Source organism: Pseudoduganella albidiflava, assembly GCF_004322755.1.
In the GTDB taxonomy this organism is placed as follows: Bacteria; Pseudomonadota; Gammaproteobacteria; order Burkholderiales; family Burkholderiaceae_D; genus Rugamonas; species Rugamonas albidiflava.
Genome location: NZ_CP036401.1, coordinates 4410453 through 4436136 on the forward strand (window position 1 = coordinate 4410453; position 25684 = coordinate 4436136).

Annotated in this window: 17 protein-coding genes and 1 riboswitch; of the genes, 3 read left to right on the forward strand and 14 right to left on the reverse strand. The window is 68.4% G+C overall.

What is annotated here, in order from left to right; translation table 11 throughout:
• Window positions 1-116 precede the first annotated feature (116 nt).
• A complete protein-coding gene (locus tag EYF70_RS18165; RefSeq protein ID WP_131146663.1) occupies window positions 117-968 on the forward strand; it encodes a prolyl hydroxylase family protein in 852 nt (283 codons plus the stop codon).
• A 357-nt stretch (window positions 969-1325) separates the two neighbouring features.
• Here EYF70_RS18165 and EYF70_RS18170 read toward each other — a convergent pair whose 3' ends face one another.
• From EYF70_RS18170 to EYF70_RS18200, 7 genes are all read right to left on the reverse strand, one after another.
• A complete protein-coding gene (locus tag EYF70_RS18170; protein WP_131146664.1) occupies window positions 1326-1511 on the reverse strand; it encodes a hypothetical protein in 186 nt (61 codons plus the stop codon).
• A 162-nt stretch (window positions 1512-1673) separates the two neighbouring features.
• Complete coding sequence (locus tag EYF70_RS18175; protein ID WP_131146665.1) at window positions 1674-2003, reverse strand: DUF2149 domain-containing protein; 330 nt, start codon at window positions 2001-2003, stop codon at window positions 1674-1676.
• A complete protein-coding gene (locus tag EYF70_RS18180) occupies window positions 2000-2479 on the reverse strand; it encodes a MotA/TolQ/ExbB proton channel family protein (protein ID WP_131146666.1) in 480 nt (159 codons plus the stop codon). Before EYF70_RS18180 ends, EYF70_RS18175 begins: the two co-directional genes overlap by 4 nt.
• Window positions 2476-6870 carry a cobaltochelatase subunit CobN gene (locus EYF70_RS18185; protein ID WP_218943695.1) on the reverse strand — a complete coding sequence of 1465 codons (4395 nt, stop codon included), beginning with the start codon at window positions 6868-6870 and terminating at the stop codon, window positions 2476-2478. Before EYF70_RS18185 ends, EYF70_RS18180 begins: the two co-directional genes overlap by 4 nt.
• Window positions 6871-6946: 76 nt before the next feature.
• Window positions 6947-7170: riboswitch (cobalamin riboswitch) on the reverse strand.
• 25 nt (window positions 7171-7195) lie between these two features.
• Window positions 7196-8557, reverse strand: coding sequence for an ABC transporter permease (locus EYF70_RS18190; protein WP_131146667.1), 1362 nt, complete (start codon window positions 8555-8557; stop codon window positions 7196-7198).
• Complete coding sequence (locus EYF70_RS18195; RefSeq protein ID WP_131146668.1) at window positions 8554-10032, reverse strand: ABC transporter permease; 1479 nt, start codon at window positions 10030-10032, stop codon at window positions 8554-8556. The genes EYF70_RS18190 and EYF70_RS18195 overlap by 4 nt, the downstream gene beginning before the upstream one ends.
• Window positions 10029-10769, reverse strand: a complete 741-nt coding sequence (locus EYF70_RS18200) for an ABC transporter ATP-binding protein (RefSeq protein ID WP_371861637.1) — start codon at window positions 10767-10769, stop codon at window positions 10029-10031. The genes EYF70_RS18195 and EYF70_RS18200 overlap by 4 nt, the downstream gene beginning before the upstream one ends.
• Window positions 10770-11087: 318 nt before the next feature.
• On the opposite strand from EYF70_RS18200, the gene EYF70_RS18205 reads away from it, so the two are divergent.
• Window positions 11088-13217: a sensor domain-containing protein gene (locus tag EYF70_RS18205; RefSeq protein WP_131146670.1), complete on the forward strand. Its 2130-nt coding sequence runs from the start codon at window positions 11088-11090 to the stop codon at window positions 13215-13217.
• Window positions 13218-13552: 335 nt separating this feature from the next.
• Here EYF70_RS18205 and cynS read toward each other — a convergent pair whose 3' ends face one another.
• Window positions 13553-13996: a cyanase gene (cynS, locus tag EYF70_RS18210; protein ID WP_131146671.1), complete on the reverse strand. Its 444-nt coding sequence runs from the start codon at window positions 13994-13996 to the stop codon at window positions 13553-13555.
• A 248-nt stretch (window positions 13997-14244) separates the two neighbouring features.
• Here cynS and EYF70_RS18215 point away from each other — a divergent pair, with 248 nt between their 5' ends.
• On the forward strand, window positions 14245-16530 hold the full coding sequence (locus EYF70_RS18215; RefSeq protein WP_165497725.1) for a TonB-dependent siderophore receptor: 2286 nt from the start codon (window positions 14245-14247) through the stop codon (window positions 16528-16530).
• Between the two features lie 9 nt (window positions 16531-16539).
• Here the strand turns inward: EYF70_RS18215 and EYF70_RS18220 are convergent, their stop codons facing one another.
• From EYF70_RS18220 to EYF70_RS18245, 6 genes are all read right to left on the reverse strand, one after another.
• On the reverse strand, window positions 16540-17280 hold the full coding sequence (locus tag EYF70_RS18220; protein WP_229420444.1) for a carbonic anhydrase: 741 nt from the start codon (window positions 17278-17280) through the stop codon (window positions 16540-16542).
• 406 nt (window positions 17281-17686) lie between these two features.
• Window positions 17687-20710: a sensor histidine kinase gene (locus EYF70_RS18225; protein ID WP_165497726.1), complete on the reverse strand. Its 3024-nt coding sequence runs from the start codon at window positions 20708-20710 to the stop codon at window positions 17687-17689.
• 83 nt (window positions 20711-20793) lie between these two features.
• On the reverse strand, window positions 20794-22110 hold the full coding sequence (locus EYF70_RS18230) for an MFS transporter (RefSeq protein ID WP_131146675.1): 1317 nt from the start codon (window positions 22108-22110) through the stop codon (window positions 20794-20796).
• A gap of 116 nt (window positions 22111-22226) precedes the next feature.
• Window positions 22227-23216: a LysR substrate-binding domain-containing protein gene (locus EYF70_RS18235; RefSeq protein WP_131146676.1), complete on the reverse strand. Its 990-nt coding sequence runs from the start codon at window positions 23214-23216 to the stop codon at window positions 22227-22229.
• A gap of 258 nt (window positions 23217-23474) precedes the next feature.
• Window positions 23475-24392 carry an alpha/beta hydrolase gene (locus EYF70_RS18240; protein ID WP_229420445.1) on the reverse strand — a complete coding sequence of 306 codons (918 nt, stop codon included), beginning with the start codon at window positions 24390-24392 and terminating at the stop codon, window positions 23475-23477.
• Window positions 24393-24394: 2 nt separating this feature from the next.
• Window positions 24395-25645, reverse strand: a complete 1251-nt coding sequence (locus EYF70_RS18245) for an amidohydrolase family protein (RefSeq protein WP_131146677.1) — start codon at window positions 25643-25645, stop codon at window positions 24395-24397.
• Window positions 25646-25684: the final 39 nt, after the last annotated feature.

A 25684-nucleotide genomic window follows, 5' to 3' on the forward strand; every position in this document is an offset into this window, starting at 1 on the left:
ATCCCCTCGCGCACAGTAGCACATCGGGCTTGCAATTTGCGCAACCGGCCGCATGGAGCCGCGAATTTCGCACCACTGCCCCGGAAGGCGCGCCGGTTTGGGTATACTTCGTGGCCATGAACAAGTACACGCGCATGTCCGAGGAATGGGAGCGCTGGCTCGACGCCAGCCTGGAGAAGGGTTGCCGCACGCAAGACATCGTGGCCGCGATGGTGGCCGCGAACTACGATGCCGGCTATGCGGAACGGACCGTGCAGGAACGCCAGGCGCAACGCGCGCAGCCGGCGGCCGCCGCGGCGGGCCCGTACCGCTATGGCACGCCGACGATCCGCCACCATAACAACCTGATCGCCACCAGCGACCGCATGGTGCGCGTGGCGATGCGCATCGAGCAGCCGGTGGTGGCCGTGCTGGACGACGTGTTCTCGGCCGAGGAATGCGATGCCGTGGTGGCGCTGGCGCGTGCCCGCCTGCAGCCTTCCGCCACGCTGAGCCCCACCACGGGCGAGAACCAGGTCAAGGACCACCGCACCAGCCTGGGCGCCTTCCTCGACGATGCCGACGAGCCGCTGCTGCGGCGCCTGAACCGGCGCATCGCCGAGGTCATGAACCAGCCGGTGTCGCATGGCGAAGCGCTGCACGTGCTGCACTACGGCGTGGGCGCCGAGTACAAGCCGCACCACGACTATTTCGACCCGGCCAATCCCGGCTTTGCCGCCACGCTGCGCCGCGGCGGCCAGCGCGTGGCCACGCTGATCATCTACCTGAACGACGTGGAAGAATCGGGCGACACGATCTTCCCGAAGCTCGGCCTGTCGATCGTGCCGCGCAAGGGCTCGGCCGTGTATTTCGAATATGTCAACGAAGCGGGACAGCTCGACGAGGCGAGCCTGCACGGTGGCGCGCCGGTCACCCGCGGTGAAAAATGGGTGGCCACCAAGTGGGTACGGCAGGGCGTGTTCAAGTAGGGTTCAGGCAGTAATACCGCTAAGTTAAGCGTTACCCGATACGTTGGAAGCGCATGCATTCACCCCAACAGCGAAGGGCTGGGGTCAGAAAAGGAGTACTGGCCTGCAGGCCAGTACCGCTACGCCGGCAAGGAGCGATGCTCCTTGAAACCCCGGCTACGCCCCGGCGGGTCTGACCCCGGAATTTGCACTTGGGGTGGGCTTATCGAAGCGGCATTAGGTTCAGGCAGGATCAGGCAGGATCAGGCAGAGTAGAAGCAGTTCAGACAGATACGTCGAACCGGTGTTGAACCGGTTGAATGATGGCGGCGCCGGCCGGCGCCGCCGGGCGTTGTCATGCGGTCCCAACGCGGCCGGTTACTCGGTCTCTTCCTGGCCGATCTGGTCGATGATGCGCTTGCCCTGCTCGACGCCGCCGTCGTTCATCCCCAGCGGCACGTAGTAATGGAATAGCGGCTCGCCGTCCTTGTAGACCGAACCCATGCAGATTTCGTAGCCCTTGTACTGCACCGTTTTCAAACTCGACAGTTCTGCGCCGATCATGTTGCCTCCCCGGTATCAGCAATTGGATGTGTACCGCCCCGGCAAGGCGGGCGGCCCTGTATAGATATGTCCCAGCGGTTCCAAGTATGCCGTGCACGGAATGCGCGAACTGTGCGCGGCTTCACCAAGCGAAGCCGGACTTTTCCGGCCGTGGTAGAAACATCACGGCTTGCCGGCTTGCCGGCCCGGCTCGACCAGCACCAGCTTGCCCGTCTTCGGATCCCGGTACACTTCGCCGACCCGGTCGTAGCCGCTGCCGCCCTGCGTGATGCCGGCCGCGGGCCGTTCGATCTGCCGGCCTTTCTCCACCGGCCGCGGCGCCTTGAACTGCCCCTGGCTGCCGGCGATGGCGGCGATCAGGCCACAGGCGAAGACCAGCATCACGTCGACCAGGTTGACGAGACTGGCGCGCGGGTCTTCGTCGCCGCCATCGAAGCGCGCATCGAGATGGGAATACAGGCGCAGGCGCCGGCGTGCGGGTTTGGCGCTCATGCCGCCTTCTCCGCGACCTTCTCCGCACCCTTCTCGACCGCGTCTTCCATCGCTTCCAGCGTTTCCTCATACCAGCGCCGGCGCAGCTTGCCGATCACCAGGCCGCCGATGCCGGCCACCAGTCCCAGCACGGTGGCATCGAACGCCACGGTGACCGCGCTGGCCAGCTGCGCCGGATCGCCGGCGCCCAGCGCGGCCAGGCCGGGGCCCAGCGGAATGATGGTGGCCATCAGGCCCAGCATCGGCGGAATCCGCGCCAGCAGGTCGGCGCGCTCCAGGCGATGGCGGGCAATCGCCTGCACTTGCGCCACATTGCCGCTGTCGCGCAGGCGCCGCAAACCGTGAAAACGTTCGCCGGCGGCGATGCCTGCTTCAACCACCGCGATGGCGCACGCGAGCAGCAGCGCCGCCAGCGACGGCACCAGCAGCCAGCTGACCGCGTCATGCAGCCAGCCGAGGGAATGGGGATCGATCATGTAGGGCTCCTTGAAGGTTGAGGTACGGCGCGGCCGCGCCACATGCCCGCCGCGAACAGCGACAGCACGGCGGCCAGCAGTGCCAGCAGCCGGACCACGGTGATACCGGGCGGCTCCGCGGCATCGGCGGGTTCATGCAGTTCATAGGCGCGCGGCGCGGGCCCGGCGGCGGCCGCGACGGCGCCGTCGGCCTGCGTGGGCGGCGGCGCATGCTGCCCGGCCCGTGCCCCGGTGACTGCCCGCGTGCCGGCAGCAGGCGCCGGGACAAAGGCTCGACCATTGCCCTCGCTGGCGGCGGGCAGCAGGTCGCCGCGTGCCCTGGCCAGCGTGACGCCGAGCGCCCGCGCATCGGCGCCGTCCAGCTGCGGCGCCAGCCAGTCCCACATCGGATGGTCCGGCGCGGCGTGGCCACTGCCGGGCAGGCCGTTGGCGGCCACCAGCCGCGCCAGTTCGCCGCCCATCCGCCGCAGCGTGGCGGGATCGGTTTTCCAGAAACCCTTTTCGGCAGCGACCATGAAGATCGCCAGCATGTGCGCCTTGACGTGTGCGTTGTGGCGCTGGCCGAGGAATTGCGGCAGGCCCAGGCCATGCCTGTCGTCGAAATACACCGACTTCACTTCGTCCCACGCCCAGTCCTTCACCAGGTCGGGCCGCGTCACCTGCCAGCCCCACAGGTTTTCCAGGAATTCCTGGCCCATCGTGCGCGCCCCCGCATAGCCATGCCCCATCAGCGGCTTGAGCCAGGCCGGGTTCAGGAAGCGCCCGCGCAGCTCGCCCAGCAGCGCGGCCGCCAAGGGCTCGACATCGGCGCGGCCCGGCTGCGCATGCTGCAGGATCAGCGCCTCGGGCACGCGGCCGGTGCGGCCCTCGACCGCCAGCGACAGGCCGCCCAGGTAATCGAACGCGTCGTTGTTGTCGAGCAGGCCATACAGGTTGCTGGCGCGGCCGTGGTAGGTGCGGGCGATGCCGTCCAGCGCCGCGTTGAACGCCGCATGCTCCGCTTCGCCGCTGCCGTCGAGGCCATACGCGTGGCCCATCCGGTTGCGGTAGGCGGCACCGATCTCGTCGCGCTCGCGCCATGCGCCGGAACGCTCGGTCAGGCGATTCACGCCGGTGCCGTAGGCGCCCGGCGCATCGCCGAACACGCGCTGCGCGGCGCCCCTGCCCGCCTCGGCCACGGGCTGGCCGGCGCGCACCAGCGCCCGCTGCCGCACCAGCCACTCGGCGGCCACGCGGTTGCCGGCCACCGGCTCATCGCCCCAGGCCACGCCGTTCATCGGTGCCAGCGCGGCTTCCAGCGCCGGCCGCAGCGACGGGTCCTCGGCCGCCAGCGTGCCGGCCGATGCCGCCAGCGCCAGCCGCCCGGCGCGGTCGATCAGCCGGATCAGGTTCGGGTACAGGTCGCGGAACAGGCCGGACGTCGTCACCAGCGCATCGCGGCGCGGCGCGCCCGGCCTGAGGCGCACGTCGGTGACGATGCCCCGCGCATTCCACACCGGTTCCGCGCCCATCATGGCCAGCGCGAACGCCACCATCACGCCTTCGTCGCGGACCGCGTCGGACGCCCACAGGATGATGCCTTCGCTGCCGGCTGCCACGTTCTTGCCGGCGCGGGCGATCGCCTTGCCGGCCAGGTCCGCGCCCAGCTGGTAGCCCAGCCTGGTGGGCAGGATATCGCCATCCACCGCATGGAAATTGCGTCCTGTCGGCAGCGCCTCCGGGGAGCGCAGCGGATCGTTGCCCTTGCCCGGCTCGATGTAGCGGCCATCCAGCCCGGCCAGCAGCGCCCGCATTTCCAGGCGCGGCGACTCGACCAGGTTCGCGGCCACTTCCGCGGGGACTTCCTGCCCGTCGATGCCGCCCTTCCGCATCGAGGCCAGCATCAGGTCGATCGATGCCTGCCGCCACGGCCGGCCGAAGATGTGCAGGCCATGCGGCATGAATTTTTCCTGCAGCTTGGTCAGATAGTGGCCGATCTCGTGGGCCAGCAGGTCGTCGTCCGCCGCGTCGTAGCCGATGCCGCGCACCGCCAGCACGTCCGCCATCGACGCTTCCAGCTCCGCCTTCAGGTTCAGCGCCACCACGCGTTCGCGCATCAGCCGCGCCGCCTGCGTCTTCAGCGATTCCGAGCTGGCCGCCTCGTAGCTTTCCACCACCTGGCGCAGCGCCAGCAGATCGTCGTACAGCGGCGTGCTGGCCAGCGGCGGCGTCAGGTGGTCGACGATCACGGCCAGCCCGCGCCGCTTGGCCTGCGTGCCTTCGCCGACCCCGTCGACGATGTACGGGTAGATGCCCGGCAGGTCGCCGGCGATCAGGCTCGGGTAATCGTCGCTGGCCAGGCCCACCGCCTTCCCGGGCAGGAATTCGTAGGTGGAGTGGCGCCCCACGTGCACCAGGGCGTCGGCCCTGAAACGGTCGCGCACCCAGTGATAGAAGCCGAGGTACTGGTGCGGCGGCGTGATGCTGGTGTTCGCATGCAGCAGTTCCTCGTCCACTTCCCAGCCGCGCGGCGGCTGCGGGCCGATGAACACATTGCCGAACACCAGGCCCGGCACCAGCATGCGGCCCTGGTCGACCATGATCCTGCCGGGCGCGGCGCCCCACCCTTTCAGGCCCTCGATGCCATAGCCGGCGACCTTGCGGTTGAGTGCATCCAGCCCGGCGCAGCGGCGCGCCGCCCGCACGTCGAGGCAGGCGCGGTACCCTTCGCCCAGCGCTTCCAGGTCGTGCATCGCCGCTTCCCGCCGCGGGTGATCGGCGCCTTCCACGAGATGCTGCAATTCCTTGACGATCACGTCGACCTGCTTGCGGCCCAGCAGCCATTCGCCGGCCTTCTCCGCGTCCAGTACGTCCGCATGCAGCCGGCCCAGCAGGCCGCTGGTCATCTCGCGCTGCACGCGCGGCGACAGGGCGGCGAACCATGCCGCATAGTCCGCCGCGCTCACGGTGTTCACGGTGCCGGCTAGCTCGCGCAGCGCGCCGCGGTCTTCCGGCAGGTTGACGCCCTGCGCCATGATCCGGTCGAGCAGCGCCTCGGGCGACGCGGGCAGCTCGCCCATCGTATAGCCGGCGTCCTTCAGCGCATGGAGCATGTCGAACAGCGAGGCCGGCACGTCCAGGTTGTCGGCGCCGATATTCTGGCGGCCCGGCGGGTGGTTGTAGTAGATCAGCGCCACGCGCTTGTCGCGGTTCGGCTTGTCGCGCAGCGCCAGCCAGCGGTTGACGCGCGCCGCCAGCCGCGCCGCCTCGGCATCGAGCATGACCGGCGGACGGTTCTCGATGCCGGTCAGCCGGTCGCGTTGCGCCTGGCCCAGGGCGGCCACCACGATCGGCTGGCCGATGCCCTGCAATTCCGGCAGCGCCACGCGGTACTGCACCGAATCGGGCGGCAGGCCGTCCGGCGACAGGCGCCACTGCAGCGCCGTGCGGTCGGACAGCCGGATCCCCTTGAACACGGGAATATCGAGGCGCTTCAGCGCTTCGGCGACGGCTTTGCGCCCCTCGGCCGCGCCGACCACGAAATCCTGCAGCACCACCAGCGCCGCCGGCCGCGCCGGGGCCACCAGCTCGGGCAAACGTTCCAGCGCCTCGCGGGAAGCGCCGCCCCAGCGCGTGAGCACCTGCACGCACGGCTGGCCGCCGGCCTCGATGCGCGCGCACACGGCGGCCGGCACGGCCGCATCCATGTTCGACAGGTCCAGCACCACCACGGCCGGCCGCGCCGTCAAGCCCAGCTGCGCGCCGCGGCCCCAGGCTGCCGCGTCGGCCAGTTCGCGCCGGCCCACGCGCACGCGCAGCGTCGGTTCCGCTTGCGCGCTGGCCAGCGGCGTGGCCGGGTGCAGCCGGTGGGCGAACAGCGCGGCAGTATTGTCGACACCGCCGGCCTGCCACAGGCGGCGCGCCGCCAGCCAGTGTGGCGCGGCGGGATGCGCCTGTGCGGCCCGCAGCGCGGCGGGCGGCGGGTTTTCCGCCGACAGGTCGCGCAGTGTATCGGGAGGAAAATCGCGCAGCGCGCCATGGCCGTCGCGGCTCATCAGGCTGAGGCTGGCCTCGCCGTTGAAGGCCAGTACCGCCGTGCGCGGTTTCGCATGGCGGGCCAGCGCGGTCTTCAGGCGATGGGCCGGATCGCCGAACAGCGACACGGCCAGGATGGTATCGGCGCCGCCCACCAGGCGCGCCATGTCGCGCTCGCCCAGCGCCATCCACTGCGCCGGGGTGCGCAAGTCGATGCGGTCTTGCGGATGCAGGGCCAGGTGGCGGTGCGCCGCCTCGATCGCGACGGGCGCGGCACGCTCGGTGACGATGGCGAACAGCACGGCGGCCTGGCCGCGCGCGCAGGCCAGGATGCACAGCAGCGCGGCCAGGGCGCGCACGAGTGGGGAAATGCTCAATTGATCCGACCGGTCCGGCCGTGCCCGCGAGGGCCGGCCATGAATACGCAACAGGCCGGCCCACACCCCGGGATCCGGCACATCATTGCAAACGGCCGGTCTTCTGGCTTGCCGTCATTCTGGCCGGTGCGTGCCTTCCCGTGTCGTGTCTCGACACAGTGGCGGTGGCGCCGGTTCGTCAGGCTTACAGCAGCGGGGGCTGCGCCGGACTGGCGGAGGATGGTCATCCCGCGCGTCACCGGCTTCCCGTTTCACCCTCCGGCCGGCTGGCAGGAAGGCACCGTTTGCTCAAGCGCCGGATTCTACATGCAAGGCTGCCGCTTTGTCACATCCGCAAGCGGCCCAGCCGCCACAGGCCCGCCAGCTGCACGGCCCCCGCCAGCACGAACAGGGCAAGCAGGGCGGCCAGGCCATCCCGGCCGGGCATCCCGTCCGGCACGCGCGGCACGAACCCGGGCTGCCTGGCGAAATCGGCCGTGCCGAACGGGCGGTCGTTGAACAGGTAGGGATAGTAGAACGTGCGGATCTGCCGGTGGAACGCCGCGATCGCGTCCTGGTACGCCAGTTGCGCCGGCAGGTCCGTGCCGGCCAGCCGGTGCAGCACGGCCTGCGCGCCCACGCCCGGCAGCAGCCAGCCGAGCCGGCCCGTCCACGCCTGCCGCGCCAGCAGGCCGCCGCGATAGTCGCGCGCCGCGCCGGCCACGCTCTCGTCGCCCACCTGGTGGAAGGCGAAGTACCACTTCCAGTGGAACCTGCGCGGTACCGCGGTGTGATCCTTCCATTCCGGATGGCTGGCAACGAACTTGCGCATGGTTTCCTCGCGCGGCAGTTCCCAGGCGCCATGCACGACCTGCCGCTGGGCCAGCATCAGGTCGACGCCCTGGTGCACGGGGATCGCCCGGATCAGCGCCACGTTGGCCAGTGCCGGCAGCACCAGCGTGAGCACGGCCCACGCTCCCATCAGCACGGTGGCGTTGGTCACGGAGCGCCAGTGCAGCGTGGCGACCAGCAGCGACAGGCCGGTCCAGAAGGCCAGGCAGGCCGCCGTCACCGCCAGCACGATGCCGGTCGCCACGATGCCGGTGCCGGACAATGCCGCGCCCACGCACGCCGGCACGGCCAGGCACAGGAACAGCAACGCATAGCGCAAGCCCGCGCGGCGCCGCCACAGCCGCCCCGCGTCGGGCATCGCCAGCAGGAGCCGCAGCCGGCCCGTCTGCCGCTCGCCCGACACCAGGTCGTGCAACAGCGCGATCGCGAACAGCGGCGCCAGGTAGATCAGCACGAAGGCGAAGTCGAAGCGGCCCGGCAGCGCCACTTCCGGGTTGAACGTTTCGCCTTCGTAGAGCTGGGCCTGCAATCCCAGCGCGCGGATGCGCAGCACGTATGGCGCCACGTCGCGCAGGCCCAGCGCCAGGAACGCCGCGGCCGATGGCGGATCCCATGTGTTGTAGAACGTGTAGTAGGCCGGATTGCCGGCATCCTTGCTGTCCGGGTAGCGCGCCGCCAGCGCGGCCACGTCCTGTTCATGCAGCGGTGCCAGGCGGGCGATGGTCTGCCGCTGGCGTTCGACTTCCCGCATGCCCGACCAGACAGCCAGCGCGGACAGCAGCAACAGCAGCAGCAAGGCGCAGGCGGACAGCCGCGAGCGCAGCACCAGCCGCATTTCGTGGGCAAGCCAGTTCATCGCGCGATCCTCCCCAGCCGGCCCGCCAGCACCCAGGCCAGCGTGCCCAGTGCGGCCAGCCACAGGGCCAGCACGCCGGCCGCCGGAGCCACGCGCCGCAGCGTGGTGGCCACCGGCGCCGCTTCATACTGGAATTCCGGGAACTCCCGCCAATGGTCTCGCGACACGCGGTTATCCTTGTTCCGGTCGATGTCGTCGGCATAGGCCAGCCGCTCCACCTGGATGCGGTTCAGGCCCTGGATCAGCGCGTAGCGATAGCGCTCGCCCTGCTCCAGGAACGAACGGTAGCTGGCCAGGTCGGTCCCGGCCGCCGCCATCGACAGGCGCCGCAGCGCCAGCGCCGGGCTGGCCCAGCCGAAGGCATCGATGATCTCGCCCTGCCGTTCCTGCCGGTCGAACGCGGCCGCGGCGTAGCGGTCGAACAGCTCGCTGGACTTGCGCTCGCCTTCCATGCCCACCAGGCCCTTGAAGTTGACCGGCAGGTCTTCGATGCGCGTCACGCCATATTGCTTCAGCAGCCTGTCGCGGAACGCGGCGAATGCCGGATCGTTCGGGTTGTGCGAATCGCCCAGCGCCAGGTATTCGCGCTGCACGTGGATGGCGTCCTCGAAACGGGTCGGCAGCGCCACCGCGTGGTTGGCCATGTCGGGCACCCAGCGCGGCAGCAGGATCACGATCACGGCCCATGCCGTCAGCAGCACCAGCAGCGCATCGCGCCCGCGCGCCACGCACATCGACACCAGCACCACGCCGAGGACCCACAGCAGCAGCCAGCCGGTGTAGCCGGCGGCCAGCGCCACGGCCAGCGGCCAGGGCGCGTGGCCGTCCAGCGCGAACCAGACCAGCGCGGCCAGCGCGGGCAGCAGCGCCAGCCCGGCGAATCCGCCCAGCGCCAGCAGCTTGCCCAGCACCAGTTGCCGGCTGCGCACGCCCTGCGCGAGCAGCACGCGCAAGGTGCCCGACTCGCGTTCGCGCGCTACGGCCGCATGCCCGAAGAACACCAGCAGCAGCGGCGCCAGCACCTGCAGCACGAACGCCGGCGTCAGCTGCCCGAAGCGCAGCAGCAGCGAGGTTTGCCGCACGTCGCCGAAATTGGCGCTGTTCTGCCGGTGCCCTTCGAGGAACAGCGTGTTGCCGGTGAAGCCGTCGATACCCGGATCGAACGCGGCCAGCGGATTGACGGGCCGGAACACGAAGTGCCCGTAATGCACCATGCGATGCGGGTGCCGGTCCGGCTGGGCCTCGAATTCATGGTTGGCCTGCGCCTGGTAGCGGGCGCGCTCCGCATCGGCCGCGCGCCGGTGCTCGTGCGCGGTCAGCGCCGCCACCAGCATCAGGACCGTCAGCAGCGCGATGCCGGCCACCGCGGCCCGGTCGCGGAACAATGCGCGCCATTCCTCGCGTGCGATGCGTGCGATGACGTTCCGGGTCGCAACCGTGGCCGCTCCGGTTGCGGCGCCCAGCACGGCGCTCATGCCGCCTGGCCGCCGTAGCGGCGGTGCAGCGCGCGCACGTCGAAGCGGTCGGCACCGGCCGCGCCCACTTCTTCGAGCAGGCAGCCGGCGTCGAGGAAGCCGATGCGGTCGGCCACGTCGGCGGCGCTGAGCAGGTCGTGCGTCACCATCAGCACGGCCACGCCCTGTTCGCGCAGCACGCCCAGCAGGCGGTTGAACTCGGCCGTGGCCTGCGGGTCCAGGCCCGAGGTGGGCTCGTCCAGCAGCAGCGCCGGCACCCGCCGGGCCAGCGCCAGGGCGATCGCCACCTTCTGCCGCATGCCCTTTGAAAAGCCCGCCACGCGGCGGTCGTACGCCGCCGCCGCCAGCCCGGCCGCCGCCAGCGCCGCGTCGATCGCGCCGGGATCGCCGCCCTGCCCCGCCAGGTCGAGCAGGTAAGCCACGTTCTCGCGCGCGGTGAGGTGTTCGTACAGCGCCACGTTCTCCGGGATGTAGGCCAGGTGGCGCCGCGCTTCATCCGGTTGCGTGACCGGATCGATGCCGTGCACCCGCACCCGCCCGGCGTTCGGCGTGACGAACCCCAGGAACAGGCTCAGTGTCGTGGTCTTGCCGGCGCCGTTGGCGCCGAGCAGCGCATAGATTTCGCCGGCGCGGATGTGCAGGTCGAGCCGCTGCAGGATGGTTTTGCCGCCATAGCCTGCGACGACCGCCGTGGCGTCGAGCACGTGGCCGCCGCCGTGGATGCTTGCGATAATCAAACGATGTTCCTTTCGATTGCGGAGGGGGACCGACGATGCATCGGCGACAAGACCCATTGATCATTCACGATGATCATTCACGATGATCGCTCAAGATGATAATGCATTATCATTCTCGCTGCCAATCTGTTCAGGCAATTTTGCAACTGTCGAGGACAACTGGTTGTTTCCTGATAGCATTAACTAAGGTATAGTCTGCCTGCACTGGACAGGCCCGGTCCGGTGCCGTTCACGCCGCCGGCCGCGCCCGTTCTTCCTCATGTACTCATTCATGTACTCACTCATGTACTTCCTCATGTACTCCTTCATGTGAACGCGATGACTGCCCCATCTTCCGATCTGATCTACCGCCTGCTGGTGCAGAGCGTGGTCGACTACGCGATCTACCTGCTCGATACCGACGGCAATGTCGTCAACTGGAATGCCGGCGCCGAGCGCGCCAAGGGCTACCGGGCGGACGAGATCGTGGGCCGCAACTTCGCCGTGTTCTATAGCGAAGCGGACCGCGCGGCGGGGCTGCCGCAGAAGGCGCTGGCCACGGCCCGCGCCGAATCGCGCTTCGAGGCCGAAGGCTGGCGCCTGCGCAAGGATGGCACGCGGTTCTGGACCAACGTGGTGATCGACGCCATCCATGACGACGACGGCAAGCTGGTCGGCTTCGCCAAGATCACGCGCGACATCACCGAACGGCACCAGCAGCAGCTGAAACTGGTCGAAGCGAAGGAACTGGCCGAGCAGTACAGCCAGCAGATGGCCACGGTGTCGCACTTCCTCGATTCGGTGATCTCGAACATGCCCGACAGCGTGCTGGCGCTGGCTACCGGTGCAAAGGGAGACGACGGCGCGGGCACGAACCGCCATGAGATCCTGCTGGCCAACGGCCATGCGCGCCACCTGTTCGCCACCGGTGGCGCCGACATCAAGGGCCGCCTGGTGCGCGATTGCCTCGGCGCGGAGGTGGCGGAATACATCGAGCGCCTGGCCGCGATGCCGGCCAACGGCCATGCGCCGTCGGACGACAGCCTGGTGCAGACACCGCTCGGCCCGCGCACGCTGCGCAGCCGCACGGCGCTGGGCAGCCGGCCCGATGGCGGCGGCGACTACCTGCTCGTCATCACCGAGGACGTGACCGACGAACTGGCGGCCTATGCGCAGATTCACCACATGGCGCAGCACGACGGCCTCACCAACCTGCCCAACCGCACCTTCTTCCACCAGCGCCTGGAAGCGGCGATCCGCGACAGCAGCGAGGACGGTACCCACGCGGCGATCCTGTGCCTGGACCTGGACAACTTCAAGAACATCAACGACGCCTTCGGGCACGGCTTCGGCGACAAGATCCTGCTGATGCTGGCCGGCCGCCTGAAGAAATGCCTGCGCGAACACGATACGCTGGCGCGCCTGGGCGGCGACGAATTCGCCGTGGTGCTGCCGCGCGTGCGGCGGGTCGACGAGGCGCAGCACGCGGCGCGGCGGCTGATCGATGCCGTGGCGCCGCCGTTCGCGATCGACGGCCACAGTTTCACCGTCGGCCTGTCGATCGGCATCGCGGTGTCGTCGCAGGAAGGCAGCAGCGCCGAACAGCTGCTGCGCTTCGGCGACATGGCGCTGTACGAAGCCAAACGCAATGGCCGCAACCGCTACGAACTGTTCCACCCCGACCTGGAGGCCGCCTCGCGCGTGCGCCGCCAGATGGAAATCGACCTGCGCCGCGCGCTGCACCGGGGCGAGCTGCAGATGCACTACCAGCCGATCATCGAAAAGGAAGGCTGCCGCATTTCCGGCTACGAGGCGCTGATCCGCTGGCAGCATCCGGTGAAGGGCCAGGTGCCGCCGATGGAATTCATCCCGCTTGCCGAGGAAACGGGCTTGATCCACGAACTGGGCGCGCGGGCGCTGAACCTGGCCTGCCAGGAAGCGGCGACGTGGACCAATGGCGCGACCGTGGCGGTGAACCTGTCGCCCGTGCAGTTCAAGAACAGCGAACTGGTGAAGGCGGTCGCGCTGGCGCTCGAGGATGCCGGCTTGCCGGCGCGGCGGCTGGAGCTGGAAATCACCGAGTCCGTGCTGCTGGCCAATACCGAAGGCAATATCCGCACGCTGCAAGCCCTGAAGGACCTGGGCGTGCGCATCTCGCTGGATGATTTCGGCACCGGCTATTCGTCGCTGAGCTACCTGCGCTCCTTCCCGTTCGACAAGATCAAGATCGACAAGTCCTTCGTGCGCGACATGGGCGAAAGCCGCGAGGCGATGGCCATCATCCGCGCCATCACCGGCCTGTCCAGCAGCCTGCTGATCGAGATCACCGCCGAGGGGGTCGAGACGGAGGAACAGTTCCGGCAGCTGCAGGTGGAAGGCTGCTCGCATTTCCAGGGCTACCTGTTCGGGCGGCCGGTGGCCGCCGAGCACCGGGTCGAGGAACTGGACACCCGGGCCACCGCGCAGTAAGGCTGCGCCAGGGGCGGGCGGCTGCACCGCGCTGGTGCACGGCCCGTCAGTAGGTACCGGCGCTTAGTTAGGCGTTACCAGACCCATTGAAAGCGCATGCATTCACCCCAACGGCGAAGAGCTAGGGTCAGGAAGGAGTGCTGGCATGCATGCCAGCACCGTTCCGCAGGCGCGAAGCATGCTTCGCGAACCCCCTGCTCCACCCCGCCGGGGCGTAGTCGGGGTTTCAAGGAGCATCGCTCCTTGCCGACGTAGCGATACTGGCTTACAAGCCAGTATTCCTCTCTGACCCTGGAATTTGCACTTGGGGTGGGCTTATCCAAGCGCCATTGCCGTCAATAGGTCTTGTAAGGCAGGAACTTGCCGGACATCGTGATGCTGACCCGGTCGCCGGCCGGATCCGGCTCGCGCTGCATGTCCATGCGGAAGTCGATCGCCGACATGATGCCGTCGCCGAATTCCTCGTGGATCAGCGCCTTGAATGTGGTGCCGTAGACGCTGACCAGTTCATAGAAGCGGTAGATCAGCGGATCGGTCGGCACGGCCGTCGGCAGCGAGCCGCGGTACGGCACCTGCTGCAGCAGCAGCACCGCCTCTTCCGGCAGGCCGAACACCTCGCCGACGATGGCCGCCTGGCGCGCGTCGAACGTCATCTGGCCCAGGCAGCCGGCCGTCACCCATTCCTTCGACAGCCCGACCTGGGCCGCCACGTCGCACCATTTGATGTCCTTGCGGATCTTGGCGGTCATGATCATTTCGGTGACGTCGGTTCGTTGCATGGCGGTCCTTTCAGTGATGGGTAAGCAGGATGCGATGGCGGTGCGCGCCATCGCATCCTGCTTACCAGCACGAAACGTGCCACAGGCATGCCGGGGGTTCGCCGCTCCAGCGCGGTACGCGTGGAAGGCTCCGCCACGGGACGGCACGGCATGCGTCACATCATGAATGCGAATCATTCGTGTTATCATTTTCAGTTGTTGCCAAAAAACATGCACCCGTGTCACCCACTTCCAATAGACATATCGACATGAACCACCCTTCAGCCACCACCCGCCGCCTTGCCCACCTGACGCTGCGCGCCACTGCCGCCGCCGTCCTCGGCATCCTGCCCGCCTGGCATGCGCAGGCGCAGACCGCCACGCCGGAGTCCACGGCAGCAGCGACAACAGCAGCCACCCAGGCGCCACCGGCCACGATGGCGGAAATCGCCGTCACGGCGAAGCAGGATGCCACCACCGAACACAGCGGCTCCTACACGACGACCGGCCCGCTCGCCAGCGGCACGCGCCTGGACCTGGCGCCGCGCGAAACGCCGCAGTCGCTGTCGATCGTCACGCGCGAGCGCATGGAGGAGCAAGGCCTGCAGACGCTGGCCGAAACGATGCAGCAGGTGACGGGCATCTACGTGAACTACAACGACACCGAACGCATCACCTACAACGCGCGCGGCTACGCGGTCAACAACTTCCAGGTCGATGGCATGCTGAACCTGTTCGGCAGCTCGCTGAAGGCGAATGGCGACAACGTGGTGTACGACCGCATCGAAGTGGTGCGCGGCGCCACCGGGCTGACCACCGGCGCCGGCGATCCTTCGGCCACCATCAACCAGGTGCGCAAGCGGCCGACCCGCGAGTTCCAGGCCAGCGGCGCGCTGCGCATCGGCAGCTACGACCTGCGCCGCGCCGAGCTCGATGTCGGCGGGCCGCTGGCGTTCGACGGCAAGCTGCGCGGGCGCTTCGTCACCGCGAAGCAGAAGGCCGGGTCGTTCCGGCCCATGTATGAGCAGGACCTCGGCGCGCTGTACGGCATCCTCGAAGCGGACCTGGGGCCGGCCACCACGGTCGCGGTGGGCTACGAGCGGCAGAAATCCGATCCGCGCGGCTCCACATGGGGCACCGTGCCTTACTGGAACGCCGACGGTTCGCTGGCCAACCTGCCGTCCGACCTGAACCTGTCCACGCCGTGGAGCTCGTGGAACATGGACGAGATGAAGACCTTCGCCACGCTGGAACACCGCATCAACGCCGACTGGCGCCTGCGTGCCGGCTGGACCAAGGCCGACCGCGTGCAGGACGGCAGCCTGTACTTCGGCTATGGCGGCTACCCGCGCGCCGACGGCAGCGGCATCACTGTCGCCTACAACCGCTTCCCCGTCGACGAAACGATGGACGTGCTGGAAGTGAACGTGGACGGCAAGTTCAACCTGTTCGGCCGCCGCCACGACGTGGTGTTCGGCTGGGGCAAGGCGGACCGCGGGATGGTCTCGCAGCGCGTCACGCTCGGCGCGATGCCCGCCGGCTACGACCAGATCCCGGACTGGCAGACCTGGACCGGCGACGTGCCGCAGTTCCCGACCACGGTCGAAGCGGTACCCGCTAGCATCGGCAGCGTCGACCAGAAGGCGATGTTCGTGGCCACGCGCCTGAACCTGGCCGACGACCTGAAGGCGGTGATCGGTGTCCGCCACGGCGACTACCAGACCACCACGCGCAACTTCAACGCCGACGGCACCGTGGCCAGCACCACCGGCTACACGCTGGGTTCCGTGAACACGCCGTACGTCGGCCTGCTCTACGACCTGGACGAACAGTGGACCGTCTACACCGCGTACACCAGCATCTTCCAGCCGCAGAACCTGCGCGACCGGAACAACGACCTGCTCGATCCGGTGGACGGCAACAACATCGAAGCGGGCATCAAGGCCGAACTGTTCGACCGGCGTGTGAACTTCTCGGCGGCCGTGTTCCGCAGCGAGAAGGACAACGTGGGCGAGATCGACGACAGCGTGCCGCCGAACTCGCTGCCCGGCGCCGTGCAAGCCTACCGCTCGACCGGCAAGGGCACCAAGGTGGATGGCTTCGAGGCCGAAGTCGCCGGCCAGGTCCTGCGCGACTGGAACCTGTCCGCCGGCTACAGCCACACGCGCTCGCGCGATGCGCGCGGCAACCCGCTCAGCACCGTGGTGCCGCGCAATATGCTGAAGGTGTTCACCAGCTACCGCTTCGGCGCCGAGCGGCGCTATTCGGTCGGCGGCGGCGTGAACTGGCAAAGCAGCCTGTGGAGCACCGCGCAGCAGCCGACCGGTTCCTACAACGCCAAGGGCGCGCCGATCACGGCGCCGTCACGCATCTCGCAGGACTCGATCTGGCTGGCCAGCCTGATGGCCAGCTACCGCATCAACGACCACTTCACGGCCAGCGTCAACGTGAACAACCTGTTCGACAAGACGTACTACAACCGCGTGGGGTTCTATCAAGGCCTGCACTACGCCGACCCGCGCACCGCATCGGCGACGCTGCGGGCCGTGTTCTGACGTTTTACGCTAAGGGTTGACCAGCACCACGCGGCCGTTCAGCGGCTGCACGGGGCGGGCGTTCATCCGGTACAGCTTGCGGAACGCCGCGAGCTGCGCGGCCGAGACTTCCACCGGCTGCTTCAGGATGTGCCAGCGCACGCCTTCGCTGCACGGCGGCGTCGTCAACGAACCCGTGTAGCCGTAGTAGCCGCGCCGCGTGGGCAGCAGCGAGGTGGGATCGAACCCGGTGCCGGCCGGGTGTTTCTCGCCCGCCGTCGCCGGCATGCCGGCGAACACGGATGCCAGCGCGGCGTTCTCCCGGCCTTGCCGGAACAGGACCGCCACCACGGCCAGTTCGCCCGCATCGCTCTTGTGCACCAGGTGCGCCACCAGCGGATAGCGCCGGCTGTTGACGGCTTCCTCGCTCGGCGTGTGGAAGTGGAACTGCACCAGCCGGTAAGTGGCGCCGGCCACCTCGATGCCGCCGCCGTCGGCCAGGTCGACCTGCACCGTATGCCCGTTATTGACGATCTCGGCGCTGCTGGCGCGGTAGCCGAAGCCGATCGGCACCGACGTGCCCGTCCTGGACGTGCGGATATCGATCGGCGATTGCGCCTTGCCCTGCTGGCAGGCGGCGAATTCCGGCGCCAGCTCGCCCCAGTGCGCGGCGCCGGCCTTTCCCTGGTATTCCCAATGGACACTGCTGCCTGCGGCCGCCGCACTTGCCGTGACGGCCAATGCCACCCATGGCGCTATCGCCAGCTTCATTCTCGATTTCATCGGAGTCCTCGTTCAGTGGATGATGCCTGCTTGCCGGTTCGGGCATGGGGTGTCCAGGGATGGCGGACATATCGGGCGATACCGGGAAAGTGGCGATGGCCACCCATCATCGCGCTGTGCTGCCCTGCCCCGTTTGGGATGCCTGGCCGCCGGCGGATGGCGCGGTTCCGGCAAGCAGGCGCCAGCCGGTCCGCGCGACCATGCAGGAAAACTGCATACACATATTGTGTATACAATTATCGGTAGCGGGAACCTGCGGCAGAGTCACGGGAGAAGATACGGCAGGTGTCGGGAGGGCGGCGATATCTCCCATGGCCCGGACGGTAGGTCAGCTCACACGGCAACCGGCGATGCGCGCGGTGGGCCGGTTTTTTCGCCGGCCGGGCAGCCACTGTCACGACAGCAGGTTGCCAACCTCGCTATCCGGGTAGGCGAGCCGCCGCGGAACCGTCAGTTCGACGGTCGTGCCGGCCCCGGGCTTGCTGCTGATGGCCAGGCTGGCGCCAATGCGTGCTGCCCGCTCGCGCATGCCCAGCATGCCCCAGTGGCCTTCTTCCACACGCTCGCGGATGCCAGGCTCGGTCATTCCCCGGCCGTTGTCCGCAACATAAATGCAAAGGCTCGTCTCGCCAAACGCGATCCGTACCTGCACTTGCGTGCCACCGGCATGATGGTAGGCATTGCGTATCGCTTCCAGGCAGATTTCCGTCGCTTCCTCGCCGGTCTGTGCCTGCAATTTACGCTGTTCATTTGCCACGACCAGCGTGAAACGCGTCGTGGCATGCGCCGCCTGCAGCGCTTCGCCGGCCATCCGCACGGCCTGCACGATATCGGGGCCGGAGCGCAATTCATGGACCTGGTCGCGGCCCTCGTCGAGAGTACGGTCAACCTGGTCGAGTATGGTCTCGAGCTTGCGCCTTGCCGCGCTGCCGGCGGGCAGCTCCATCGCCATGGCCTGCACGCGCAGCATGACCGCCTGCACGCTTTGCAGGAAGGTGTCATGCAAGGTACGGGCGATGCGCTCGCGCTCGGCCATGCGCACGTGCAGTTTCTCGGCCGTGCGTGCCAATGCCCGGTGCAGGCGGTAGCGGTACAGCGCGTAGAGTGCGCCAGCGAGCAGCAGCGCGATGGCGGCACGAAACCACCATGTCTGCGCCAGCGCCGGCGCCACGTCGATCAGCGTGTCCGCCTGGGCAGCCCCGGCCACGGCATCCTCGTTGATGGCCCGGACAGCGAAGCGATACGAGCCAGGGGGAACGTTGGTGTAGCGCGCAGTGCGCCGCGATCCACCGTCCTGCCAGTCGGCATCCACGCCGGCCAGGCGATACTGGAACCGCACGCCGTCCGCGCGCACGAGGCTCGGCGCGACGAACGATACCTGGAAGTTCGGCGAACCGGGCGGCAGGCGCACCGCGCCCTCCGCTGGATAGGTCGAGTTGCCGACCGTGACGGTGGCCACGCGAACCTCCGGCGGCACGGCATTACGGGGTACGGCGGCCGGATCGAGCCGGACGATCCCGCCACTCGCCATGAACCACATCTGCCCGTCGGGCGAGGTGAAAATGCTGTGCAGCCGGTTCGTCACCATGGCATTGCCGGGATAGCCATCCTGGGCGCCGATCAGGCGATAGCGCAGCGGCCGCTCCGGATGCGTCAATGCCGCGCGCCAGTCCGCCGCCCTCACCTGGACGATGCCGCGGCTGCCATTGAGCCAGCGATCGCCATTGGGCGCGACAGCCAGTCCCGATACGCCCCGCAGCACTTCCGGCACGTCGGCATGCAGCAGATGGAAGCGTCCGTCGCGCATGACCGCGAGCCCCTTGATGCCGGCGACGACCATTTCCGGACCTGGCAGCACCGCGGTGAACATGCCCACCGCGGTGCCGTCATACGTCGTCAGCTTCCCTTCGTCATAGTAGACAACGCTGCCGTCGCCACAGCCCAGCCAGAGCGTTCCCGGACGGCCTCCGTAGGCGGAGACGAAAACCTTCGGCGGGAAGTGAAACGCGTCCCGGGTTTTCCATTTTCCGTCCACGTAACCCATCAGCCCGATGTCTGCGGATGCGATCCATAGCACCTTGCCGTCATCCAGTATGCCGTACAGCGGCGCCCTGCTTGGCTTGCCATCGCGCCCAGGCGGCAGCGGCAGGCGGGTTTCCTTGCCGCGGTAGCGGCGCACCAGCGCGCCGCGGCCCGCCAGCAGCAGGGCACCGTCGCGATCGTTCGCAACCAGCTGGAACGGTTCCGAGCGATCCGCGACCGCCGGGCCATCCAGCCGCAGGCGCCATGCCACCGAAGCAGCCGGTTCGGCGACCCAGACATTGCCCTCGGTATCGCTGGCCATGCTGAAAACGCCGCGTTCGCCCGGGATCGGCATCGCCAGCACCTTGTTGCCGCGAAACCGGTCGAGGCCATTCTGGGTTGCCAGCCAGACGTTGCCTTCGCGATCTTCCAGCACGCTGTTGACGGCCAGCGAAGACAGCTGCCACGGCTGGGACAGGTGCTCCGCGCCCTTCAGGTCGATCTTCCCGCGCACGGCATGCTCGGCCGCACGGGGCAGGTAGCACAGGCCCGGACCGCACTGCAGCGACCACAGATTGCCGTCCCGGTCGAACTGGGCCTGCGAACGCGACGATGCGCGGTTGGCATACTCCGGGGGCGGCAGGGGAACCTGCTGGGGCGGCATCGGCACCGCGACAAGATCGTTCTTCCCGGCCAGCCATAGTTTGCCGTCGGGCGACGTGATCAGGCTGCCCTCGGTCGTGGCGGCCAGGATGTGCCGGAACGTTCCGCTGGCCCTGTCGAGCAGGAAAAGGCCCTTGCTGTTGTTGGTCCAGATCTGTCCATACTGGTCCGCGAGTACGCTCCAGGCCTGGTCTTTCGGCCCGCCTTCGAACGCGTCGTAACGCCGCCATGTCCTGCCATCGAAGCGATGGAGACTGGAAGTCATGGCAGCCCACACGCTGCCGTCCGGGTCGAACGCGATGGCCTGTACCGTGGCGGCATGCCCCGGCGGCGACCGGTCGTAGACACGGCCGGCCCGCATCATGTACAGGCCACCTACCTCGTCGGCCATCCACAGCTCGCCGTTCGGACGTGCGCGCAGTTCGACGATGGCCTTCATTTCCTCGGCACCGGGCGGCATGGTGAAGGCATGGAACACGACCCCGTCGAACCGGTACAGGGCGGTCGAGGTGGACAGCCACAGCATGCCATCGCTGGTCTGCGCCATCTGCTGCACCTCCGTCGGGGCGCCGTCGCGCGCCGTCCAGGTGGTACGGGTGTAGTCGCGCAGCGCGATCGGGGCGGCGGCATGCGCCGACGCGGCAGCGAACATCGCCGCGGACGTTGCCGCGAAAATTGCTGAATACACCATCGCGGGCAACAGGAATTGTCTGGCAAGGGAATAGGCTTTCATCCCTTTCATCTTGCCACCTCATCAATAAGAGTGGCAAGTGCAAAGACCGGCCAGCACTCGTGCTGGCCGTCATATCCCGATCTCTACTCCAGCGTGCGGTTGCGCGTCTCCGCGTCCACGCACAGGATGGCCACGGCGCCGGCCAGCAGGAACGCCGCCAGCATCGCCAGCGCCAGCGTGAAGTGGGTGGCCATCACCGGCGCCACGATGGCCGGCGCGAACAGGCCGCCGAAGCGGGCCACGGCGCCGGCCATGCCCATGCCGCTGGCGCGCAGGTCGGTCGGATACACCTCGGGCGTGAACGCATACAGCGCGCCCCAGGTACCCAGCAGCGCAAAACTCATCAGCAGCGTGGCGCCCACCACCACCGGCATCGAGCCGCCCAGGCTGTAGCCCATGCAGCCCACGGCGGACAGCACCAGGAAGCCCACCAGCGTGGGCTTGCGGCCCCACCGTTCCACGCCATAGGCCGACAGCGCGAAGCCGGGCAGCTGCACCAGCGCCAGCACGATCAGGAATTCCTGGCCGCGCATGAAGCCGAAGCCCTGGGCGCCCAGCTTGACCGGCAGGTAGACGAACACGCCGTAGTAGGCGATCGAGATCAGTCCCCAGGCCACGAACAGGGCGATGCTGCGCCGGCGCAGCTGGGCGGAAAACAGCGCGAACAGCGAGTGGCGGCCCGCGTTGTCGGGCAGCAGCGGCGCGATCGGCCCGGTGCGGCCGTTGGCGGCGGCCACCCGTTCCAGTACCTTGCGCGCCGCCTCGGACTGGCCGCTGCGGTTCAGGTACATGGGCGACTCGGGGATGTACAGGCGCAGCACCACGCCGACCAGCGCGGGAATGCCCGTGACGAGGAAGATCACGCGCCAGGCATCGTCGCCCCACCCCGCCGCGAACAGCGCCAGGATCGCCAGCAGGATGGTACCGACCGCCCAGAACGATTCGAGCCAGACCAGCCAGCGGCCGCGCCGGTCGCTGGGCAGGAATTCCGCCATCATCGTGTAGTCGACCGGCAGCGTGCCGCCCACGCCGATGCCGGTCAGGAAGCGCAGCGCCAGCAGCCATGTGAAATCGGGCGCGAACGCCGAGGCCACGCCGCAGACGGCATCGATGACCACGGCGGCCATCAGCACCGGGCGGCGGCCGATCCGGTCCGCCAGGCGGCCGAACACGAAGGCGCCGATCAGCATGCCGATGAAGAAGAACGTGCCCGTCTGCAGCGCCTGCGGCAAGCCGATCCCGAAAGTCTTCGCGATGGACGGCGCGGAAAAGCCGATCGACAGCACCTGCATCGCGTCGGCCATCCACACCAGCCCGAAGATCACGAACAGGCGGTACTGGAACTTGCCGACCCCTGCTGCCAGGATGCCCTGTTCGACGGTGGCGGATGAAGCGGACATGGATCTCCCCGGGAGTATGACGACAGGAAGATTCTATCCGGCCGGCCGCGGGGATGGCGCCCATTGCGGCGGCGGCTCCCCAACCAGCCCACCCGGGCGCCGCTCGCGGCGCCGGCTCAGGCCAGTGCCGGCAGCCGCAGCGGGGGCATCGTCTCCAGCGCGTTGGCGCTGTGCGGCGCCATCGCCAGCTCGGCATTCGCCGGCATGCCGCGGCCCACTTCCAGCATGATGCCGCGAAGCCAGATGTGGCAAGGATCGTTTTCCTGGAAGCGGTGCCATTGCACGCATTCGGCCATCGGCGGCAACGCGTACGGCAGCGGCAGCACGCGGATCGGCAGGCGCCGCGCGCAGGCCAGCGCCAGCCGCGCATGCATCGTGGCCACCAGGTCGGTGCCCACCAGCGCGGTGGCCATGCTGGTGAAATCGGCGGTGATCACGCGGATGCGCCGGTTCACGTTCTGCGCCTTCAGCAGCAGCTCCTCCATCGTCGGCGAGCGGGGCCGCCCCAGCATCGGCGCGATGTGCGGCAGCCGCTCGTAGGTGGCCGCATCGAGCGTGTCGCCCACCTGCGTATTGCCTTCCCAGATCACGGCGCAGTAGTGGTCCTCGAACAGCAGGCGCTGCGGGTGCTCGGGATCGAGAAAGTGGCGCGGGATGATGAGGAAGTCGTTCTCGCCGCGCCGCAGCTTCTCGGCGGCGTCGTCGGCCAGCGGCACCAGGTCCAGCGTCATGTTCGGCGCATCGCGCAGCACGCGCGCCACCACCTTGTTGAGGAACACCTCGGTGGCATAGTCGGACACCATGATCTTCATGCAGCGCGTTTCGCGCGCCGGGTCGAACGTCACGCGCATGCCCACCGTGGCATGTACGTGCAGGATCAGGTCGCGCACCGGGCCCACCAGCTGCCGGCCCAGCACCGTCAGTTCCATGTTGCGGCCCACGGCGGCCAGCAGGTCGTCCTCGAAGAATTCGCGCAGGCGCGCCAGCATGCCGCTCATGGCGGACTGGCTGACGTTGACGCGCGCCGCGGCCCGCGTGATGTTCTGTTCTTCCAGCAGCGCGTCGAGCGCGAGCAGCAGGTTCAGGTCCAGCCGGTTGAATCGCATGGTTTTGTCTCCTTGATATTATTCTTTGGCAGCATATTTTTTTCTTCCACTGTAGGGGGTTTCGTAGTTGCTGTCATCTGAAAAGGCGGGCTGTTACGGGTGTAAAGAAGAGGTAGCACGCGGCGGCCCTGCTTTCAGCGTTGGCAGCAGAGAACCGGTGTCAGATACCGTTTTCCGGGAGACTCATCCGGAAAATGGTGTCTGACACCGGTGTTCGCCGGCCGCCGGTTTCTTGTTGGCCGCCGGCTCGCTGGAGAGCTACTTCCCCGGCGCCCGCACGAAATCCAGCAGCGGCCCGGCCAGCGCATCATCGCCGCTGTTGATGGCGTAGACCTGCGTCAGGTGGTTATGGTTGCGCACCACCGAGATGCGGGGCTGGAAGCCGTGCCGGGTCACCAGTGCGGCGAACAGCTCGCCGGCCTGCGCCTGCATCTGGATCGGGTCGAGCTCCGCATAGCTGATCGCCAGCGGAAACGGCGCCGCATCGACCAGCGCCACCGTCGACATGGCCCGGTACGCGGAGAAATCGGTGCCGAAATAGGCTTCGTTGCGCGGATCGGGCGTGGCGATGCCCAGCTGCGCGCGCGCCAGCAGTTCCAGTTCAGCGTTGTACACGCCGGACGCCAGGAAGGCGCCGGCGATCTTCAATCCTTCTGCAGGGTGGAACCGCCGCACCAGCGTGGCGGCCGCCACGTGCGCCGCGCCGGCCGATTCGCCGGCCAGCACGATGTGGTCGGGATTGCCGCCATGCGCCGCCACGTTCGCCCTCGCCCATGCCAGCACGGACGATACATCCTCGGCGCCGGCGGGCCACCGGTGGCGCGGGCCGAGCCGGTAGTTCGGCAGGACCGCCAGCACGCCGTGCCGCGAGAAGTAGTGGCCCACGGCTTCCCGGTCGGCCTTGTCGCCGCGGATGAAGCCGCCGCCATGCAGGAAGACCACCACCGGCGCCGGGTCCTTCGCGCCGAGCGGCAGGTAGACGTCCAGCCGGTGCCGCTCGTCGCCGCCATAGGCGATGTCGCGCAGGATTTCGCCGCCGCGCGGCGCGCTGGCCAGCAGCGGCGCATACAGGTTCTTCGCGAACGCCGGATCGATCACCGGCCCGGCGGCGCGGATCGCCTTTTCCAGCTTGCGCATGTCCGGCGCGGCGACGTTCAGGTGGATACCCGCATCCATGCTTACGCCCCCGCCAGCCCGGCCAGCGCCGGATCCTTGTGGAAGCGGCCATCCTTCATGATGGCGCGCAGGCGCCTGCGGTCCTGCAGCACCGTCACGTCGGCCACCGGATCGCCATCGACCAGCAGCAGGTCGGCCAGGAAGCCCGGCTTCACCTGGCCCAGTTCATCGCCCATGCCCATCAATTCGCCGCCCAGCAGCGTGGCCGCCGTCAGCACTTCTTCCGGGCTGTAGCCGAAGTGCTCGACGAACAGTTCGAGGTCGCGCGCGTTGCGCCCGTTCGGATTGAACGGGAAGCCGTAGTCGCCGCCCGGCAGCACCTTCAGGCCGCGCCGCTTCAGCTCCGGCACCAGCTTCTTCTGCAGCGCCAGCACTTCGGCCGCGCTGGCCTTCATGTGCGTCATGTCGAAATGCGGTGGCGGCGTGGCATCCAGGGTGGCCTGGATGATGCCGACGGCCGGGGCGATGAAGATGTCGTCGCGCTTCGCTTCCAGCATGTCGAGCGCTTCGCTGTCCGCATACGAGCAGTGGTACAGCACGCGGAAACCGGCGCGCAGGCCCATCTTGACCGCCTCGTTGGCCTGCGCATGGCAGGCCAGCCACACGCCCGATTCGCGCGCCTGCTCGCCGGCGGCGCTGGCCTCCTCCTGCGTGTACAGCAGTTGCTGCGATGCGCCCGGCATCAGCGCATCCTCGCCGGACAGCAGGAACTTCACCGACTTGGCGCCGATCGACGCGCACTGCTTGACGAACTCGCGCACCGCTTCCGGCCCGGTGCCGTGGTCGGCCACCTGGCCCGGGTCCAGTTCGTCGATGGTCGGCGGCGAGCGCTCGATCGACGACGCCACCAGCCGCGGCCCCGGCATGCCGCCGCTCGTGATGAACGTGTTCAGCACCACTTCCACCGACTTGCTCAGCGAGCCGGCCGAATAGGCGCTGGTGAAACCGTGGTCCAGCAGGATGCGCGCGTTGCGCGCCGTCGTCAGCACCAGGTCTTCCGGCGGCAGCGCCATGCCCGGCACGAAGCGCTCCACCGAGCTCGGCCACGACAGGTGCGCATGCGCCTCGACCAGGCCCGGCATCAGGGTGCCGCCCTGCCCGTCGATGATGCGGTCGCCGGCCTGCGGCGCGATAAGGCGGCCGCCATCGGCCACCTCGCTGATGCGGTTGCCCTCCACGCGCACCGCGCCGATGCCCGCGCGCAGCTGGGCTCCGTCGAAGATGCGTACGTTGTTGAAAATGATTCCAGCCACTTGTGTCTCCCTGTATTCCTGAAATGGATGCCCCAACTT

Coding starts and splice junctions, on each gene's coding strand:
- EYF70_RS18165 (WP_131146663.1), top strand. CDS start 117: ATGAACAAGTACACGCGCATGTCCGAGGAATGGGAGCGCTGGCTCGAC.
- EYF70_RS18170 (WP_131146664.1), bottom strand. CDS start 1,511: ATGATCGGCGCAGAACTGTCGAGTTTGAAAACGGTGCAGTACAAGGGC.
- EYF70_RS18175 (WP_131146665.1), bottom strand. CDS start 2,003: ATGAGCGCCAAACCCGCACGCCGGCGCCTGCGCCTGTATTCCCATCTC.
- EYF70_RS18180 (WP_131146666.1), bottom strand. CDS start 2,479: ATGATCGATCCCCATTCCCTCGGCTGGCTGCATGACGCGGTCAGCTGG.
- EYF70_RS18190 (WP_131146667.1), bottom strand. CDS start 8,557: ATGAACTGGCTTGCCCACGAAATGCGGCTGGTGCTGCGCTCGCGGCTG.
- EYF70_RS18195 (WP_131146668.1), bottom strand. CDS start 10,032: ATGAGCGCCGTGCTGGGCGCCGCAACCGGAGCGGCCACGGTTGCGACC.
- EYF70_RS18205 (WP_131146670.1), top strand. CDS start 11,088: ATGACTGCCCCATCTTCCGATCTGATCTACCGCCTGCTGGTGCAGAGC.
- cynS (WP_131146671.1), bottom strand. CDS start 13,996: ATGCAACGAACCGACGTCACCGAAATGATCATGACCGCCAAGATCCGC.
- EYF70_RS18215 (WP_165497725.1), top strand. CDS start 14,245: ATGAACCACCCTTCAGCCACCACCCGCCGCCTTGCCCACCTGACGCTG.
- EYF70_RS18220 (WP_229420444.1), bottom strand. CDS start 17,280: ATGAAGCTGGCGATAGCGCCATGGGTGGCATTGGCCGTCACGGCAAGT.
- EYF70_RS18225 (WP_165497726.1), bottom strand. CDS start 20,710: ATGAAAGCCTATTCCCTTGCCAGACAATTCCTGTTGCCCGCGATGGTG.
- EYF70_RS18230 (WP_131146675.1), bottom strand. CDS start 22,110: ATGTCCGCTTCATCCGCCACCGTCGAACAGGGCATCCTGGCAGCAGGG.
- EYF70_RS18235 (WP_131146676.1), bottom strand. CDS start 23,216: ATGCGATTCAACCGGCTGGACCTGAACCTGCTGCTCGCGCTCGACGCG.
- EYF70_RS18240 (WP_229420445.1), bottom strand. CDS start 24,392: ATGGATGCGGGTATCCACCTGAACGTCGCCGCGCCGGACATGCGCAAG.